Below are 15,483 nucleotides of genomic sequence, written 5' to 3' on the forward strand. Positions count from 1 at the left end.
TCAGAACTCGTCCTTTTTGGTCAGTTCGAGCTCCATCGCGTCGGCGGTGCGGATGGCCGCATCGATGGCGTCGCTGAGCTGGTCGGCAGTGGCATCGGCGTCGATCTTCACCACGAACATGGCGGTGGTGTCCTGCTTTACCCAGCCGCCCATCTTGGCGTCCTGCGAATCTTCCAGCAGGCGGTTGGCCACGGCCACCGGGAACTGCTTGGTCTTGGAGCTGTAAGCCGGCGACCAGATCTCGCGGATGTTGTGGTTGCCGAAATCCTCCACCGACGAACGCACGTAGACCATCTGGGTGCGATCACCCTCGACGTCGAAGACCATGCGGTAGTCGCCGTCCTCGTCGACTTCGTAGGTGTAGCCCAGCTTGTCCAGGTGGCGGGCCACGGCCTTGTCGGCGTCCGCTGCGGCAGCGGAACCGGTGGCGGCCAGGGCGATCAGCAGGGTGGAGAGAAGGGTCCTTTTCATGAAGATCCTGTGAAACAGTACTGAGAGAAGGTGCAATTGTGACGGTGGCCGTGCGTGCCGTCCAATCTGCGGCAGGCCGACGCAGGTTCGCCCGAGCCTCTATAATGGGCAGATGCCCCATGAGTCTTCCCCCGATTCCCATCACGAGCACGGCGTTGCCGTAGAACCCGCGCGCCCGGAAGTGGCGCCGCCGCCGTTCTACCAGGTGATGCTGCTCAACGACGACTACACCCCGATGGATTTCGTGGTGGACGTGCTGCAGCAGTTCTTCAGCATGGACCTGGACAAGGCCACGCAGGTGATGCTGCACGTCCATACCCGTGGCCGCGGCGTGTGCGGGGTGTTCACCCGCGAAGTGGCCGAGACCAAGGTCGCCCAGGTCAACGAGTACTCGCGGATGAACCAGCACCCGCTGCTGTGCACGATGGAAAAGGCCTGACCGCTGCCGGTTCTCGTCCGGGCGTATCGGCCCGGCCCGCAGGAGCGTGCCCACCAAGGTGGGCACCTACCAGGGCATGAGGCCTGTCCGGGCGCGCTTGCCCACCAGCATGGGCGCCTGCCAGGCGCGGATCACCCCTCCGCCAACGCCTCCAGCGCCATTCGCGCCACCGCCTCGTCGACCTCGGCCGGGTCACCGTCATCCCGGAACCACACCGCAGACAGTGCCATGCTGGCCGCAATCCAGCGCAGCAGGCGCGTGCGCTCCAGCCCCGCCAGTGCGCTGACCCGCTCCAGCCGCGCGGCAAACCGCTCGGGCCGTGTCGCGACGTGGATGCCCGGTCCGCACAGGTCCGGGTTGCTGAACAGCGTCGTGTAATCGAACGCGCGGTCGCCCAGCAGCCGCTTCGGGTCGATCGCCAGCCAGCCCCGCGCGCCGAAATCCAGCACATTGTCGTGATGCAGGTCGCCGTGCAGCGGTCGGATCTCCTGTTCCTGCTGCAGCAGTCCCTCCGCCAGTGATCTGCACTGTTCCAGCAGTGGCGGCAGCGCCGCCCTTGGCTGCAGCAGGTCGACGAACCATGTACGCAGGCAGACCAGGTCGTCTGGCGGCGCGCTCCGTGGCCGGTGCAGCCGCTGCAGGACCTGGCACAGGATCGTGGTGCAGGCGTCATCGTCGCCATCGATCGAGCCTTGCCGCAGCGAGTCGCCGTGGGCCCGCTCGATCAGGATCGCCGGCCCCTCGTGGGCCAGCAGGCGGGCGGCGCCGTCACCGTCCCACCAGCGCAGCAGGCGATGGCTGTTCTGCTCCTCGGTTTCGCTGCTGACCTTCAGCATCGCCGTTTCGCCGGCGGCGGTCAGCACCGGCCAGAGCTGGGCATGGGGCGTCTCGATGGCCGCGCCATCACGCCGCAATCGCCAGCGGCTCAGGTAGGGTTCGCTCATGCTGGGCGGGCTGTCTTGGAGTGAATGAAGATCAAGCAATCTGTACCGCTAACGCCATCTGAACGCAGCAATCCGCTAGGGTGATGGAAAACGCGTAGTCAGGCCGCATATTGTCCCCATCTGCCGCCGGAGTAATCCATGTTCAGCAAAGACCTCGAACACACCATCGGCCAGTGCTACAAGCGCGCCCGTGAGGCCCGGCATGAGTTCATGACGGTCGAACACCTGCTGTTGGCACTGCTCGACAACCCGTCCGCCCAGGCCGTACTGAAGGCTTGCGGTGCTGACACCGAACGCTTGCGCCAGGAGCTGGAGCAGGCCATCGAGGCCTCCGTGTCCCGCCTGGCCGAAGATGACGGCCGCGATACCCAGCCGACCCTGGGCTTCCAGCGCGTGCTGCAGCGGGCCGTGTACCACGTGCAGTCCTCGGGCAAGAAGGAGGTCACCGGCGCCAACGTGCTGGTCGCCATCTTCGGCGAAAAGGACTCGCACGCCGTCTATTACCTCAACCAGCAGGATGTGACCCGGCTGGATGTGGTCAATTACCTGTCCCACGGCATCGCCAAGCTGGGCGAGGAGGGCGAGCAGCCGTCCTCTTCCTCCGAGGGCGAGAGCCGCATGGAAGGCGGGGAGGGTGAGCCGAAGGGCGATGCCCTGACCGAGTTCGCCAGCAATCTCAACGAACAGGCCCGGGCCGGTCGCATTGACCCGCTGGTCGGCCGTGCCGACGAGATCGAGCGCACCATCCAGGTCCTGTGCCGCCGCCGCAAGAACAACCCGCTGTACGTGGGTGAGGCCGGCGTGGGCAAGACCGCAATTGCCGAAGGCCTGGCCCGCCGCATCGTCGAGGGCTCGGTGCCCGACGTGCTGGCCGACGCGGTGATCTATTCGCTCGACCTGGGCGCGCTGGTGGCTGGCACCAAGTACCGTGGCGACTTCGAGAAGCGCCTGAAGAGCGTGCTGACCGCGCTGAAGAAGGTGCCCAATGCGGTGCTGTTCATCGACGAGATCCACACCATCATCGGTGCCGGTTCGGCGTCGGGTGGCACCATGGATGCGTCCAACCTGATCAAGCCGGCGCTGGCCTCCGGCGAGCTGCGCTGCATCGGCTCGACCACCTTCCAGGAATACCGTGGCATCTTCGAGAAGGACCGGGCGCTGGCCCGCCGCTTCCAGAAGATCGACATCGTCGAGCCGACCGTCGGCGAGACCTACGAGATCCTGCAGGGGCTGAAGTCCAAGTACGAGCTGCACCACGGCGTGACCTATTCCGACGAGGCGCTGCAGGCGGCGGTGGACCTGTCGGTGAAGCACATCGGCGACCGCCTGCTGCCGGACAAGGCCATCGACGTGATCGACGAGGCGGGCGCCCGCCAGCGCCTGCTGCCGGAAGGCCAGCGCAAGGAGCTGATCGACGTCGAGGAAGTGGAGGCGATCGTCGCCAAGATGGCGCGCATCCCCACCAAGCAGGTCAGCGCCACCGACAAGGATGTACTGCAGCATCTGGAGCGTAACCTGAAGATGGTGATCTTCGGCCAGGACCCGGCCATCGAGACCCTGTCCTCGGCGATCAAGCTGGCGCGCTCCGGCCTGGGCAATCCGGAAAAGCCGATCGGCAACTTCCTGTTCGCCGGTCCGACCGGTGTCGGCAAGACCGAGGTGACCAAGCAGCTGGCGCTGCAGCTGGGCATCGAGCTGGTCCGCTTCGACATGTCCGAGTACATGGAGCCACATTCGATCAGCCGCCTGATCGGTGCGCCTCCGGGCTACGTCGGCTTCGACCAGGGCGGCCTGCTGACCGAGAAGATCGTCAAGACGCCGCACTGCGTGCTGCTGCTGGACGAAATCGAAAAGGCGCACCCGGACATCTTCAACATCCTGTTGCAGGTGATGGACCGCGGCGTGCTGACCGATACCAACGGTCGTGAAGCCAACTTCAAGAACGTGGTGCTGGTGATGACCACCAATGCCGGTGCGGCGCAGGCCTCGCGGCGCTCGATCGGCTTCACCAAGCAGGACCATGCCACCGACGCGATGGAGACCATCCGCCGCAGCTTCACCCCGGAATTCCGCAACCGCCTCGACGCGGTGGTGCAGTTCCAAGCGCTGGGCTTCGAGCACATCCTGCGCGTGGTCGACAAGTTCCTGATCGAACTGGAGATGCTGCTGCAGGACAAGCACGTCAGCCTGTCGGCCACGCCGACCGCGCGCGACTGGCTGGCCCACCACGGCTTCGACCCGCTGATGGGTGCGCGCCCGATGGCCCGGGTGATCCAGGACAAGATCAAGCGTCCGCTGGCCGACGAGCTGCTGTTCGGCAAGCTGGTCAACGGTGGCAAGGTCAGCATCGATGTCCGCGACGACGAGCTGGTGGTCGAGACCCAGGCCGAGCCGGAGCGGCTGCTGCCGGTGACGGTGGAGTAAGGCAGCACCGGATCGATGCCGGGTGCGGTTGGAAAACAAGGGCGGCTTCGGCCGCCCTTGTTGCGTATCCGCCCTTCAACGTCCCTGCTGGGCCAGGCGCTTGAAGGTTGCCGCATCGACCGGTTCGATCCGGGTCGCGGTGCAGTGGTTGCTGTCGGTCTGCAGCGTGCTGCGAGCATCGCCACAGATCTGCTCGGGCGTGCCGGGTGTAAAGAAGACGTACCTGGCCGAGGCGGCGGCGCCGAGGCAGCGCTTCTGCAGGTGGACCCGATAGTGGTTGTTGCCGTCGCGCAGCAGCACTTCGCGTTCCGTGCTGGAGGGGCGGATGTCGCGGCTGGTGCCGAGGGCGATGCACTCGGCCGCGGTGGAGGGTCTGGCGAGTTCGGCGGCGGGCGCCGACAGGGGGAGGCTGACCAGCAGAACTGCCGGCAGCAGGACGTGCGGGAGCAGGGCGTTCATGATCGGGTGGGGTGGCGATCCGGACTGGATCGGATCCCACGATGCCGCTGTCGCTGCAAATGCGAATCTGCCTCAAGCGGGGCTGACCGACGCCACGGTGAGTTCGGTCACGATGACCTTTGGCGGCGTCAGGCCGCGATCGAACGGAATCCCTGCTGTCGCCCCTGGTCGCCGCCATCCTCGATGACGAAAGCGACCGCCTCGTGCGGAATGTGCAGGCGTTGCTTGAGGGTGCCACCCAGATGCGGGATCTCACGCTGCACGGCCAGGTACAGCGGGTGCGATGCGTCCATGCTGGTGCAGACCAGGCAGGGTTGACCGAACCAGGTGCCATCCGGTCCCTTGCTGGCATAGCAGCGGCTGGTGACGGACTGCGGGTCCAGTACGATCAGATAGGTCATGCGCGCAACGCCCAGTGTGAAGAACGTGTTGAGTCTAGCCATCCGGCGCGACGCTGGATTTCAGACAACGACGAATATGCGTTGCGGGTGAAGCCTGGAATTTTCTTCCGCGCACGACAAGGGCCAGCAGCAAGGCCGGCCCTGTCGAAGTGGCGCCAGGCGCCGACCGCTTACTTCATGCGGTAGGTGATACGACCCTTGGTCAGGTCGTACGGGGTCATTTCAACCTTGACCCGGTCACCGGTGAGGATGCGGATGTAGTTCTTGCGCATGCGGCCGGAGATGTGGGCGATGATTTCGTGCCCATTTTCCAGGCGAACGCGGAAAGTGGTGTTCGGCAGCGTCTCGCTGACGGTGCCCTCGAACTCGATGGAATCGTCTTTCGACATGTAGTCCTGTGCGGTTCAGAAAACGGCCACGCTGGGCCTAAGGCGCGGTATTTTACGCGTGATGGGCCCGGCTTGCAAAGTTTGTGTTAACCCCCGGCCAAACGCCGTGCTGGCAAGCGTCCTACCGCCTGGGTCCAGGGACCTTCACGGCCGTCACGGTGTACGGCCTGACGGACGTGCTCCAGAAAGTCCGCGCGCGGCAGGTGCTCGGCGCCCATCCGCAGCAGGTGCGGATTCTCCACCTGGGCATCGATCAGTTCCCAGCCCCAGCCACGCAGGGTGGCTGCCAGCGCGGCCAGGGCGATCTTGGAGCCGCCACTGGCGCCACTGAACATGCTCTCGCCGAAGAACATGGCGCCGATCGCGACGCCGTAGATGCCGCCGACCAATGTCTGCCGATCCCAGACCTCGAAGGAGTGGGCAAACCCCAGGTCGTGCAGCTGGCTGTAAGCCTCGACCATCGCCGGGCTGATCCACGTACCGTCCTGGCCGGGCCGCGGCGCCGCGGCGCAGGCGCGCATCACACGACTGAAGGCGGTGTCGGCGGTGACCTCCCACGTGCTGCTGCGCAACTGGCGGCGGAAGCGGCTGGACAGGTGCACGCCATCGGTGCGGAACACCATGCGTGGGTCCGGCGACCACCACAGGATCGGCTCGCCCTCGCTGAACCACGGGAAGATGCCGCCGGCATAGGCGTTGAGCAGGCGCACCGGATGCAGGTCGCCGCCCACCGCAAGCAGGCCATCGGGCTGGCGCAGGGCGGTCTCGGCCGGCGGGAAGGGGGCGTCCGGCGCGTCGGCCAGGCGCCAGGGCAGCTGGCGGGTCATGGGGCCATTGTATTCGTCGTGGTGATTCATGATGTCTGGCACCATCACTGTTCACCGGCAAGGAGCCTCCGAATGAGTGACTCGATCAGCGCCATCCTCGACCTGCATGACGCCCCGCGCACGCGCAACGACAGCCAAGGCATGCTGCTGTCGCTGGCCACTGAACAGCCGCGTCGGCTGGGAGAGTTGATGCTGCAGGCGCTGGCGCGGCCTTCGCCGAGCTCGGCCTTCCTCGACATGGCACTGGACCTGCTGCCGGATGGCGCGGTGCCCGCGGTCGCGGCCGACGCGTGGCGCCGCTATCGCGCGGGCGAGCGCGGTGACGTGTTGACGAGCGTGATGGAGTTCGCCAGCTATCAGGCGCCGCAGGTGCTGCAGGACGATTGGGAGGCATTGCTGGCGGTCGCCGGTGAGGATGAGGTGCAGTTGGCCGCGCAGGTCTGGCAGGGCCTGCCCAGCGCGACGGCCGCGCATTGGGCGCAGATCCTGGCCGAAGCCGATGACGATCGCGAAATGGCGCGGGCCAGGGCGCTGCTGCTCGCCGCCCAGCCCGAGACCTACGCCATTGCTCGCGGCTACCTGGTCGACTGGGGGCGGTTGGATGCCGAGGTCTGGGCGCACTGGGCCGGCGTCGCCGAAGGTCCGCAGCCGCGTCGCCTGCATGGCGAGCGGCCATTGCACTTCCGCTTCGGCCGCGAACAGCATCGCGCGCAGCAGGCGGACGAGCCGAGCTGGCGCAAGCGCATCTGGCGCCTGCACCCGACCTGGAATGGTGGGCAGGTGCATCACGCCGGGCACATGGGAGGACCACTGGAAGCGCTGTGTGGCAGCTGCCATGCGCCGCTGCAGCGCCTGCTGCGGACCGATGCTGCCGCGCTGCAGCCGGGCGCGTCGGGCGAGATCACGCTGGGGCTGTGCCTGGACTGCTGCGGCTGGGAAGACCCGCCCGTGCGTTTCTATCGCCACGATGCCGACGGTCTGCCCGCCTGCCATCCCAGCCAGCACCGCGAGGTGCCGAGTACGCCCACCGACAGTGGCGACCTGATGCGGGCCGAGGTGGGCCTGGTGGCGCTCGAAAGCGCGCGCTGGCAACAACAGGACTGGGGCCAGTCCAATCATCGGCAGAACCTGTCGCGCGTGGGTGGCGCACCAAGCTGGGTGCAGAGTGCGTGGTACCCGGCGTGCATCGATTGCGGCGAGGAGATGCCCTTCGTGATGCAGCTGGATTCGACACTGCCGACCACCGGTGGGGGCGCGCTGCTCTGGGGCAGTGGCGGCATGCTCTACACGTTCTGGTGTTCGAAGTGCCAGGTGAGCGGGCACTTCTGGCAGTGCACCTGAGCACAGCGCCCTCGCCATCGCCCTGGTAGGTGCCAGCCTTGGTTGGCACGCCTCATTGCCCTGGTAGGTGCCAACCTTGGTTGGCACGCTTTTCGGCACCGCGCCAGTCGAGCAAGCTCGACTCTACGGCTCTACGCGGAACGGCCCATGCCCCTGCAATGCCTGCTGGTAACGACGCACATCGCGCCGCTCCTGCCGGCACCACTCCTGCAGCGCTTCCGCGAAGTCCGTATCGGCCACCCAGTGCCGGCTGCGCACCAGCGTGGGCAGGAAGCCGCGTGCAAGCTTGTGCTCGCCCTGTGCGCCGGGTTCGAATCGGCTCAGTCCTTCGCGCAGGCAGTACTCGATACCCTGGTAGTAGCAGGCTTCGAAGTGCAGGCCGGGCAGGGTGGCGCCGCCCCAGTAGCGGCCGTACAGCGTGTCGCCGCCGCGCAGGCAGAGGGCGCCGGCAATCGGCTCGCCGTCCTGTTCGGCCAGGAACAGCACCAGCCCGCGCCCCAGGGTTATCGCCAGATGGCGCAGGAAGGTCTCGGTCAGCGCTGGGGCATTGCCGTACTCGAGGAAGGTCTGCAGGTAGAAGCGGTACATCGCCTGCAGGTCGGCGCGGCTGGCTTCGTCGCCGTGCACCACGCGGAAGGTGATGCCCTGGCGGGTGACCTTGGCGCGTTCCTGGCGGATGTTCTTGCGGTGCTTGTGGTCCATCGCGCCGAGGAACTGCTCGAACGTGGCCCAGTCACCCGGGTTCTGCCACTGGAACTGCACATCCTCGCGCAGCAGCCAGTCATCGGCGAACAGCGCCTCGTCGCCGGCGGTATGGAAGTTGATGTGGGCCGACGACACGCCCAGTGCCGGCAATGCGTCACGCAACGCCGACAGCAATGCGGCGCGCTCTGAATCATGACGGGCCAGCAGGCGCGGGCCGGTGACCGGGGAGTACGGCACCGCGCCCAGCCATTTCGGGTAGTAGTCGCGGCCGTGGCGGGCATAGGCGTTGGCCCAGGCGTGGTCGAACACGAACTCGCCGTGCGAGTTGGTCTTCAGGTAGCCCGGAATGGCGCCGACCAGATGCTCGCCTTCCCATAGGGTGAAGTGCCGGGGCTGCCAGCCCCAGTCCTCGCGCAGGCAACCATGCTGTTCCAGGCCCGAGAGGAAGGCGTGGCTGACGAAGGGGTTGCGGCCGTCGTGCAGGGCGTCCCAGTCGGTGGCGGCAATGGACTGCAGGGAGTCGAGGAAGCGGGGGTAAGGCATGGGCGAAGGATAGGGCAGATGAAACAGAAAGGCCGACGCGTTGGCGTCGGCCTTTTGCCTGGGTCGAGCATGGCTCGACGCTGCACGGTGCGGTCAGCGACTCAGCTGGCCTTGCCCTGTGCGTCCAGGTAGCGCTCGGCGTCCAGTGCGGCCATGCAGCCGAAACCGGCCGAGGTGATCGCCTGGCGGTAATGCTGGTCGGCCACGTCGCCGGCGGCGAACACGCCTTCCACCGAGGTCTGGGTGGCGTTGCCGCCCAGGCCCGAGCGGATTTCCAGGTAGCCGTTGTTCATCGCCAGCTGGCCGTCGAACAGGGTGGTGTTCGGGTGGTGGCCGATGGCCACGAAGAAGCCGTGGGCGTCGATGTCGCGGGTGCTGCCGTCCAGGGTGGACTTCACGCGCACGCCGGTCACGCCGGCATCATTGCCCAGCACTTCTTCCACCTGGTGGTGCCAGACGGTCTCGATCTTGCCTTCGGCCACCTTCTTGAACAGCTTGTCCTGCATGATCTTTTCCGCCTTCAGCGTGTCGCGGCGGTGGACCAGGTAGACCTTGCGGGCGATGTTGGACAGGTACAGCGCCTCTTCCACGGCGGTGTTGCCGCCGCCGACCACGACCACGTCCTGGTCGCGGTAGAAGAAGCCGTCACAGGTGGCGCAGGCAGACACGCCGCGGCCCTTGAACTCGTCCTCGGTCGGGATGCCCAGGTACTTGGCGGTGGCGCCGGTGGCGATGATCAGGGCATCGCAGGTGTACTCGTGGCTGTCGCCGATCAGCTTGAACGGGCGCTGCGACACATCGGCGGTGTGGATGTGGTCGAAGATGACCTCGGTCTCGAAGCGCTCGGCATGGGCCTGCATGCGCGCCATCAGGTCCGGGCCCATCAGGCCGTGGGCGTCGCCCGGCCAGTTGTCCACCTCGGTGGTGGTCATCAGCTGGCCGCCCTGCTGCAGGCCGGTGATGACGACCGGCTTCAGGTTGGCGCGGGCGGCGTAGACGGCGGCGGTCCAACCGGCCGGGCCGGAACCGAGGATGACGAGGCGCTGGTGGCGGGAGGGCAGGCTGGTGCTCATGTAGACTCGCGAAAAGTTAGATGGGACAAGGCGCTGGCGATGTTTGCGCAGCATCCGTGGCTGGTCATAGAGTGGCGGCTGGGGCAGGGTGATTCAAGCCGATGAACAGAACGCCGTCATCCAGCAGTGGTTCCGGCCCTCTGATTGCCCCGTCGGACGTCGCATAACTGAAAACTGACGCCGTCTCATTTATTATCAATCACTAACAGCGCATTCCAAAGGTATGGTCTAAGGTGGCGAAGCAGGTCCCCGAACGCTCCAAGTCCGACGACAGCAAGGCGTCACGTCGCACGGCCGCGGCGGCGACGACCGACAATCCACGCCGCCAACGCCTCTGGCGCGACCTTGGCCTGATCGCCATCGCGCCGGCGCTGCTGTACCTGGCGGCCAGTCTGTTCACCTATTCAGCGACCGACCCGGGCTGGTCGCACACCGGCAGCGTGGTCGCGCCGGTGCACAACCTCGGCGGCCGCGCTGGCGCCTGGATCGCCGACGTGCTGCTGCAGCTGTTCGGCTACATCGCCTTCCTGTTGCCGGTGGTGCTGGGCGCGCTGGCGTGGATCGCCATGTTCGGCCTCAAGCGCGAGAGCAAGGGCGAGAACGATCTGGACCCGGCGCTGCGCCTGGTTGGCCTGGTCGGTTTCCTGATCGCCGGCACCGGCTTCCTGCATGTGCGCCTGTTCAGTGGCGATGTCTCCAGTGCCGGCGGCATCCTCGGCAAGCTGGTCGGCAATTCGCTCACGGTGGGCTTCGGTGCGCTGGGCGCGAACCTGTTCGTGCTGGTGCTGCTGCTGGCCTCGATCACCCTCGCCACCGGGCTGTCCTGGTTCACGGTGATGGAGAAGATCGGCCGCGGCGTGATGTCGCTGGCGCCGTTGCTGGCGCGCAAGAAGGAAGAAGTCACCGAGTGGCAGCAGACCCGGGTGATGCGCGAGGAACGCCAGGAGGTACGCAAGGCCGATGCCGAGGTGCGCGCCAAGCGCGAGCCGGTGAAGATCGAGCCACGCCCGGAGCCGGTGATCGAGAAGAGTGACCGGGCCAAGCGCGACACGCAGATCCCAATGTTCCGGGGCGTCAACGGCGACGGCTCGGACCTGCCGCCGCTGGCCCTGCTGGACGACCCCAAGCCGCAGCCGGTGGGCTACGACAAGGAAACCCTGGACGCGCTGTCGCGGCAGATCGAGTTCAAGCTGAAGGACTTCCGCATCGACGCTCAGGTGGTCGGTGCCAACCCGGGTCCGGTCATCACCCGCTTCGAGATCGAGCCTGCGCCGGGCATCAAGGTCAGCCAGATCAGTTCGCTGGACAAGGACATCGCGCGCGGCCTGTCGGTGAAGTCGGTGCGCGTGGTCGACGTGATTCCGGGCAAGTCGGTGATCGGCCTGGAAATCCCCAACGTCACCCGCGAGATGATCTACCTGTCCGAGCTGCTGCGCTCGAAGGAATACGACAAGTCGGCCAGCGTGCTGACCCTGGCGCTGGGCAAGGACATTGCCGGGCGCTCGACCGTGGCCGACCTGGCGCGCATGCCGCACCTGCTGGTGGCCGGTACCACCGGTTCGGGCAAGTCGGTGGCGGTCAACGCGATGGTGCTGAGCCTGCTGTTCAAGGCCTCGCCGAAAGACCTGCGGATGCTGATGATCGACCCGAAGATGCTCGAACTGAGCGTCTACCAGGGCATCCCGCACCTGCTGGCGCCGGTGGTCACCGACATGAAGGAGGCCGCCAACGGCCTGCGCTGGTGCGTGGCCGAGATGGAGCGCCGCTACAAGCTGATGAGCGCGGTGGGCGTGCGCAACCTGGCGGGCTTCAACAAGAAGGTGAAGGAAGCCCAGGACGCCGGCCAGCCGCTGATGGACCCGCTGTTCAAGCCGAACCCGGAACTGGGCGAGGCGCCGCGTCCGCTGGAGACGCTGCCGTTCATCGTCATCTTCATCGACGAATTCGCCGACATGATGATGATCGTCGGCAAGAAGGTGGAAGAGCTGATCGCGCGCCTGGCACAGAAGGCGCGTGCGGCCGGCATCCACCTGATCCTGGCCACGCAGCGCCCGTCGGTGGACGTGATCACCGGCCTGATCAAGGCCAACATCCCGACCCGCATCGCCTTCCAGGTCAGCTCCAAGATCGACTCGCGCACCATCCTCGATCAGTCCGGCGCGGAAACCCTGCTCGGCCACGGCGACATGCTGTATCTGCCGCCGGGCACCGCCATGCCCGAGCGCGTGCACGGCGCCTTCGTCTCCGACGAGGAAGTGCACCGCGTGGTCGAACACCTCAAGGCGATGGGCCCGGCCGATTATGTCGACGGCGTGCTGGACGAAGTGCAGACGATGGGCGACGGCGTGGTCGTCGGTGCCACTGGCCTGCCCGAGAACAGCTCTGCCGGCGATGAGTCCGACCCGTTGTATGACGAAGCGCTGCGGGTGGTCACCGAGACCCGCCGTGCCTCGATTTCCGGCGTTCAGCGCCGGCTGAAGATCGGCTACAACCGTGCAGCGCGACTGATCGAGGCCATGGAAGCGGCCGGCGTGGTCAGTCCGCCCGAGCACAACGGCGACCGCACGGTGCTGGCACCGCCGCCGCCGAAGTAAGACCCGACGTATCCCCCACGACGTCCAAGGAACCGACGCATGCTTCACCCCGTACCAAGCGCGCTGGCACTGGCGCTGGCAGCCCTGATGGCTGCCGGCCCGGCACAGGCAGACACCGCCACCTCCGCGCCCGCCACGGCGCCGCCTTCCACCAGCGGCGATACCGAAGCCAGCAATAATTTCAGCATTGTCCGTTACCGCGCCGACTACCAGGTGCGGCCGGATGCGGGCAATGTGCAGACCGAAACCTACGAAGTCCTGCTCAAGACCAAGGCCTCCGTCGAGCAGTTCAGCCAGGTGCGGCTGAGCTACAGCGAGAAGATGGAGACGCTGGACGTGCTCGGCGCCTACACCATCACCGCCGACGGCCAGCGCCGCGACGTGCCGGCCGACCGCATCTACACCCAGGAGAGTTATTCCAGCGCCTCGGCGGCGATGTATGCCGACCGCAAGGTGCGGGTGATCGTATTCCCGAACCTGGCGCCGGGCACGCGCCTGTACTACCAGGTGCGCCGCACCCAGGCCACGCCGTACTTCCCGGGCTATTTCGGCCTGTGGGAGACCTTCAATGTGTTCACCGAGTACGAGGACGCCGAGGTCACCCTGAGTGCGCCAGCCAACCTGCCGATGTTCGTCGACAGCCGCGGCGTGCAGGGCAGCGATCGCCCGACGGTGAAGAACGGCCAGGCGCAGTGGCGCTGGCGCTACCAGCGGCGCGAAGCCATGCCGGCACAGAACTGGTCGGCGGCGGGCTGGGAGTTCGGCCCCAACATCATGGCCAGCACCTATCGTGACTGGTCGCAGATGGGTCGCGCCTACCAGCTCAAGGCTGGCCCGGCGGCTCAGGTCACGCCGGAACTGCAGGCGCTGGCCGATGAGATCACCGTCGGCATCAGCGACCGCCGCGAACAAGCCGATGCGCTGTACCGCTGGGTGGCGCAGAACATCCGCTACGTGGCCGTGTACCTGGGCAATGGCGGCCTGGAGCCCAACAGCGCGCAGAGCATCCTCGACAACCACTACGGTGACTGCAAGGACCATGTGACGATCCTGGAGGCGCTGCTGGCGGCCAAGGGCATCGCCAGCTCACCGGTGCTGATCGGTGCCGGTGGCGGCCCGACACTGCCGAAGATTCCGGTGCTGGGTCGCTTCAACCACGCCATCACCTACATTCCCGAGTTCGATCTGTACCTGGATTCGACCACGGCCTGGGCGCGCTTCGGCCAGTTGCCGGAAGGCGACCTCGGTGCGCCGGTGATGCGTACACGCGACGCCACGCTGGCACGCACCCCGGCCAATACGCCGCAGCGCAATGCCACGTCCATGGAAGTGCGCTTCACCTTCGACGCCAACGGCAACCTGCGCGGCGAGACGATTCCGAAGCTGGGCGAGAACGCCGAGATCGGCATGCGCGCCCAGTTCTCCCAGCTCAACGCACAGAACCGTGCGCGCGCTGAAGAGCAGATCATGGCCGCGTCCGGTTTCGATGGGCGAGGGCAGCTGCAGATCCAGGGCGTGCCGGTCGACCTGACCCGGCCGTTCGGCTATCGCATGGCCTTCCAGGCCGAGGACTACGCCGACTTCAGCGTGGCCGGCGGCATGGCCGTACCGGATCCGCCGGGTGGCGAATCGGTGCGTGGCCTGTACGCCACCGCCTCGGCGCCGGCCAACGAGACGCCGTTCTACTGCAATGCCAGCCTGCGCGAGGAAACCTATCGCCTGCAGTTCCCGGCCAATGCGCCGATCATCGCCATCCCGGCCAGCCAGCGTTTTGCCAACGCCGCCGGCGAGTACCGGGTGGACTGGAGCCGCGATGGCCAGGACGTGATCGTGCATCACCGGTTGCAGCAGAACGCGGTGCGTGGACCAGAGGCGCTGTGCCAGCCGCAGGACTATCCGGCGTTCCGCGCGCTGTACCGCGAAGTGCGGCGCGGCTTCCGTGGGCAGGTGCTGTACGGCAAGCTGCCCGGCTCGGGTGGCTGAATCGCCGATGGACGTTCGGGGCGGCATAATGTCGCCCTGATCGCCCATTCATCTTTGTCCGGGCACACTGGCAATCACCTTTCCTGGCGCGCGCGCCCACAGGATTCCCGCATGAACTTCCGCTTCCGCCGTTTCCTTGCCACCACCACCCTGGCCGTGGCCTGCGCCGCCGCCGGCAGCGCCTGGGCTGGCGCCCGCGATGACCTGAAGACCTTCACCAGTGGCCTGAAGGGCCTGGATGGCCAGTTCAACCAGCAGGTGTTCGACAGCCGCGGCAAAGTGAAGGAATCGACCAGCGGCCGCGTGGCCTTGTCCGCGCCGCGCCTGTTCCGCTGGGAGTACGTGCGCCCGCACGAGCAGCTGATCGTGGCCGACGGCAAGAAGGTCTGGATGTACGAGCCGGACCTGGAGCAGGCCACTGTTCGCGAGCAGGGCAAGGAAGAGCAGAACAGCCCACTGACCGCGCTGATCAACCCGGCGCTGCTGGAGCAGCAGTACGACGTCAGCGAAGAGGCCGCGCAGCGCGATGGCCTGCAGTGGCTGTCGCTGTCGCCGAAGCGTGAGACCGAAGCCAGCTTCCAGTACGCCGCGCTGGGCTTCAACGCCCAGGGCCTGGCCAAGATGGAGATCACCGACGCCGTCGGCCAGCGCACCGTGATCAGCTTCAGCGGCTGGAAGCGCAACCCGGGCTTTGCTGCCGGCACCTTCAGCTTTACCCCGCCGAAGGGCACCGACGTCATCGGTAACTGATCCGGCCTGTGCCTTGGTGGGTGTCAACCTTGGTTGACACGCTTTTGGGCTGCCGGCCAGCGGCCGGCACTACCGATCATGGCCCGGCCGCCGTGGTGGCTGCCAACCTTGGTGGGCACGCTCTCGCGGTACAATGAGCG

The 15,483-nt window shown here is 66.6% G+C and carries 14 protein-coding genes; 6 read left to right on the top strand and 8 right to left on the bottom strand.

The annotated features are described in order from the left end of the window. Nucleotides 1-471 carry a hypothetical protein gene (locus N5D91_RS04530; protein WP_180854437.1) on the bottom strand — a complete coding sequence of 157 codons (471 nt, stop codon included), beginning with the start codon at nucleotides 469-471 and terminating at the stop codon, nucleotides 1-3. A 112-nt stretch (nucleotides 472-583) separates the two neighbouring features. On the opposite strand from N5D91_RS04530, the gene clpS reads away from it, so the two are divergent. Continuing rightward, entirely contained in the window at nucleotides 584-910 is a 327-nt protein-coding gene (gene clpS / locus N5D91_RS04535) for an ATP-dependent Clp protease adapter ClpS (protein WP_006444529.1), read from the top strand. Nucleotides 911-1,041: 131 nt separating this feature from the next. Here clpS and N5D91_RS04540 read toward each other — a convergent pair whose 3' ends face one another. Further along, the gene (locus N5D91_RS04540; RefSeq protein ID WP_180854436.1) at nucleotides 1,042-1,854 is read right to left on the bottom strand and encodes an APH(6) family putative aminoglycoside O-phosphotransferase; all 813 of its coding nucleotides are present in this window, start codon (nucleotides 1,852-1,854) and stop codon (nucleotides 1,042-1,044) included. Between the two features lie 138 nt (nucleotides 1,855-1,992). Between N5D91_RS04540 and clpA the strand changes: the two genes are divergently transcribed. Beyond that, on the top strand, nucleotides 1,993-4,278 hold the full coding sequence (gene clpA / locus N5D91_RS04545) for an ATP-dependent Clp protease ATP-binding subunit ClpA (RefSeq protein WP_110712252.1): 2,286 nt from the start codon (nucleotides 1,993-1,995) through the stop codon (nucleotides 4,276-4,278). 75 nt (nucleotides 4,279-4,353) lie between these two features. Here the strand turns inward: clpA and N5D91_RS04550 are convergent, their stop codons facing one another. The 4 genes from N5D91_RS04550 to aat all read right to left on the bottom strand — a co-directional run bounded on the left by N5D91_RS04550 (nucleotide 4,354) and on the right by aat (nucleotide 6,354). After that, entirely contained in the window at nucleotides 4,354-4,737 is a 384-nt protein-coding gene (locus tag N5D91_RS04550; protein ID WP_180854435.1) for a hypothetical protein, read from the bottom strand. Nucleotides 4,738-4,865: 128 nt separating this feature from the next. Then, entirely contained in the window at nucleotides 4,866-5,138 is a 273-nt protein-coding gene (locus N5D91_RS04555; RefSeq protein ID WP_110712254.1) for a hypothetical protein, read from the bottom strand. A gap of 170 nt (nucleotides 5,139-5,308) precedes the next feature. After that, nucleotides 5,309-5,527: a translation initiation factor IF-1 gene (gene infA / locus N5D91_RS04560; protein WP_005409596.1), complete on the bottom strand. Its 219-nt coding sequence runs from the start codon at nucleotides 5,525-5,527 to the stop codon at nucleotides 5,309-5,311. Nucleotides 5,528-5,613: 86 nt separating this feature from the next. Beyond that, entirely contained in the window at nucleotides 5,614-6,354 is a 741-nt protein-coding gene (gene aat / locus N5D91_RS04565; RefSeq protein ID WP_110714313.1) for a leucyl/phenylalanyl-tRNA--protein transferase, read from the bottom strand. Nucleotides 6,355-6,426: 72 nt separating this feature from the next. Here aat and N5D91_RS04570 point away from each other — a divergent pair, with 72 nt between their 5' ends. Then, nucleotides 6,427-7,695, top strand: a complete 1,269-nt coding sequence (locus N5D91_RS04570; protein ID WP_180854434.1) for a hypothetical protein — start codon at nucleotides 6,427-6,429, stop codon at nucleotides 7,693-7,695. Nucleotides 7,696-7,818: 123 nt separating this feature from the next. Here the strand turns inward: N5D91_RS04570 and N5D91_RS04575 are convergent, their stop codons facing one another. Together N5D91_RS04575 and trxB are read right to left on the bottom strand one after the other, a co-directional pair. Beyond that, nucleotides 7,819-8,943, bottom strand: coding sequence for a GNAT family N-acetyltransferase (locus N5D91_RS04575; RefSeq protein ID WP_180854433.1), 1,125 nt, complete (start codon nucleotides 8,941-8,943; stop codon nucleotides 7,819-7,821). Between the two features lie 101 nt (nucleotides 8,944-9,044). Then, nucleotides 9,045-10,016: a thioredoxin-disulfide reductase gene (trxB, locus tag N5D91_RS04580; protein ID WP_014037154.1), complete on the bottom strand. Its 972-nt coding sequence runs from the start codon at nucleotides 10,014-10,016 to the stop codon at nucleotides 9,045-9,047. 233 nt (nucleotides 10,017-10,249) lie between these two features. Between trxB and N5D91_RS04585 the strand changes: the two genes are divergently transcribed. The 3 genes from N5D91_RS04585 to lolA all read left to right on the top strand — a co-directional run bounded on the left by N5D91_RS04585 (nucleotide 10,250) and on the right by lolA (nucleotide 15,343). Then, nucleotides 10,250-12,610, top strand: coding sequence for a DNA translocase FtsK (locus tag N5D91_RS04585; protein ID WP_032127351.1), 2,361 nt, complete (start codon nucleotides 10,250-10,252; stop codon nucleotides 12,608-12,610). A 39-nt stretch (nucleotides 12,611-12,649) separates the two neighbouring features. Continuing rightward, nucleotides 12,650-14,593, top strand: coding sequence for a DUF3857 domain-containing protein (locus N5D91_RS04590; protein ID WP_180854432.1), 1,944 nt, complete (start codon nucleotides 12,650-12,652; stop codon nucleotides 14,591-14,593). Nucleotides 14,594-14,704: 111 nt separating this feature from the next. Beyond that, nucleotides 14,705-15,343, top strand: a complete 639-nt coding sequence (gene lolA / locus N5D91_RS04595) for an outer membrane lipoprotein chaperone LolA (RefSeq protein ID WP_049432212.1) — start codon at nucleotides 14,705-14,707, stop codon at nucleotides 15,341-15,343. The last annotated feature ends 140 nt before the right edge of the window (nucleotides 15,344-15,483 follow it).

This window comes from Stenotrophomonas sp. GD03794 (genome assembly GCF_029842145.1).
In the GTDB taxonomy this organism is placed as follows: Bacteria; Pseudomonadota; Gammaproteobacteria; order Xanthomonadales; family Xanthomonadaceae; genus Stenotrophomonas; species Stenotrophomonas riyadhensis.